We start from the raw sequence: 1,884 nt of genomic DNA, 5'->3' as shown, positions 1-1,884 counted from the left end.
CCTGCATCCATGCCGGAATGTCGCGTTGCGCGTGGAGGACGCGCCAAATGTCGATACGGTCCTGATGTTCCATGTAGAAGATGTAAAAGGGATAGCGCTTGACCCGCCAATGCCGAAGGCTGGGCAGATTGAGTTCATGCGCGTAGCGTGGCGAGCCCGTCCCGGGCGCTTCGGCGATCGACCGATAGGCGCGTTCCAGCGCGTCGATGAAGCGCATTGCCACGGCGTCTCCGGCCTCGGCCAGATAATGGTCGATCGCGTCTTCCACGTCGCGCCGGGCCAGCCCCAACGCAACGAGCGGTTTTGTCGTCACCGCCCGCCGCGCTCAACCGCGCGTACGCGCAATCCGTCGAAATAGGCGGGGTCGACGACAACCGGGTCGGATGCCGCGGCACCATCGAGCAACAAGACGCGCAGATGCTCGCGATCCTGATCGCGGCGGATCAATTCGCGCACATATTCGCTGCTCGTGCCGTAGCCGCGTCTAGACACCTGCCGATCGACGAAGGATTTGAGCGATTCAGGCAGCGAGATGTTCATCGTGCTCATGCCGAGAACATAGGCACTTTGGCAAAATTTGGCAACGCGCTGCCGCCTTGCTCAATACATATGCTGGCCGCCATTGATCGACAGCGTCGATCCGGTGACGAAGCCTGCCTCTTCCGAGCAAAGGAACGCCACGCCGCGCGCGATCTCCTCGGCGTGGCCCAATCGGCCGACGGGGATCTTGGCGACGATCTTGCCGAGTACCTCGGCGGGGACGGCTGCAACCATGTCGGTATCGATATAGCCCGGCGCGATCGCGTTGACGGTCACGCCGGCCTTGGCGCCTTCCTGCGCCAGCGCCTTGGTGAAACCGTGGATTCCCGACTTGGCGGCGGCATAGTTGACCTGGCCGTACTGCCCGGCCTGACCGTTGATCGAGCCGATATTGACGATACGGCCCCAGCCGCGATCGCGCATACCGGGGAAGGTCGCCTTGGCCATGTTGAAGCAGCCGCCCAGATTGGTGTCGATCACTTCCTTCCACGCCTCGAAGGTCATCCTGAGCAGCGTACCATCGCGCGTGATGCCCGCATTGTTGACGACGACGTCGACGGGGCCGAGGTCGGCCTCCACCGCCTGGACGCCATCGAGGCATGCCTGATGGTCTGCGACATCCCATTTATAGGCGCGGATGCCCGTGCGCTCGGTGAACGCGCGCGCGCGATCGTCATTGCCGGCATAGGTGGCCGCGACGTTCATGCCCATGTCTTTCAGCGCAAGGCTGATCGCCTCGCCGATGCCGCGGGTTCCGCCGGTGACGATCGCTGTTCTGGCCATGGCACGCGCTCTCCTTGCTGCAGTTTGTGTCGTGAACCTAAGCGGGCTCAATCCAGCCCGCAAGCTCGCGCGCGAGCAACTGCCGCAGCATTGTTACGGATTCGGGACTGGCGTTGAGGCAGGGCAGATAGGCGAAGTGTGTGCCGCCCGCCGTGACGAATGTCTCGCGGCCGCGGATCGCGAGCTCCTCCAGCGTCTCTAGGCAATCGGCGGAGAAGCCGGGCGCGAGGATCGCAACCTTGCGGACACCCTTGCCCGGCAACGCCGCGAGCACCGCGTCGGTCGCGGGCTCGAGCCATTTCGCGCGCCCGAAGCGCGACTGGAAGGTGACTTCGAGTTCAAGCCCCAATGCCTCGCCCAGCAGGCGCGCGGTCTTCCGGCAATGGCAGTGATAGGGATCGCCAAGCTGCAGTGTGCGTTCGGGCATGCCGTGGAAGCTGGCTATTATTGTATCGGGCAGGAAATCGATCCCGGCGAGGCTCGCTTCGATCGAGGTCTTGAGCGCCGCGATATAGGCGGGATCGTCATGATAAGGTGGCAGGGTCCGGATTGCGGGCTGCC

General features: G+C 63.7%; 4 protein-coding genes. All 4 read right to left on the bottom strand.

The window, feature by feature from the left end; genetic code table 11:
* A partial coding sequence (locus VGD20_RS00180) for a type II toxin-antitoxin system RelE/ParE family toxin (protein WP_331132514.1) occupies positions 1-313 on the bottom strand: 313 nt, incomplete at its 3' end.
* Positions 310-549 carry a type II toxin-antitoxin system ParD family antitoxin gene (locus VGD20_RS00175; RefSeq protein ID WP_331132513.1) on the bottom strand — a complete coding sequence of 80 codons (240 nt, stop codon included), beginning with the start codon at positions 547-549 and terminating at the stop codon, positions 310-312. The genes VGD20_RS00180 and VGD20_RS00175, both read right to left, overlap by 4 nt.
* 51 nt (positions 550-600) lie before the next feature.
* Positions 601-1,323, bottom strand: coding sequence for an acetoacetyl-CoA reductase (phbB, locus tag VGD20_RS00170; protein ID WP_331132512.1), 723 nt, complete (start codon positions 1,321-1,323; stop codon positions 601-603).
* A gap of 37 nt (positions 1,324-1,360) precedes the next feature.
* Positions 1,361-1,884 (bottom strand): ferrochelatase (hemH, locus tag VGD20_RS00165; RefSeq protein WP_331132511.1); only part of this gene is annotated, 524 nt, incomplete at its 5' end.

It is taken from the genome of Sphingopyxis sp. (assembly GCF_036402335.1).
Lineage (GTDB): Bacteria > Pseudomonadota > Alphaproteobacteria > Sphingomonadales > Sphingomonadaceae > Sphingopyxis.
The sequence above is the reverse complement of the archived record's forward strand: the minus strand, read 5'-3'. Positions and strand labels throughout refer to the sequence as shown.

What these genes read in the sequence shown, in the direction of transcription:
- VGD20_RS00175 (WP_331132513.1), bottom strand. Translation starts at nt 549, where the DNA reads ATGAGCACGATGAACATCTCGCTGCCTGAATCGCTCAAATCCTTCGTC.
- phbB (WP_331132512.1), bottom strand. Translation starts at nt 1,323, where the DNA reads ATGGCCAGAACAGCGATCGTCACCGGCGGAACCCGCGGCATCGGCGAG.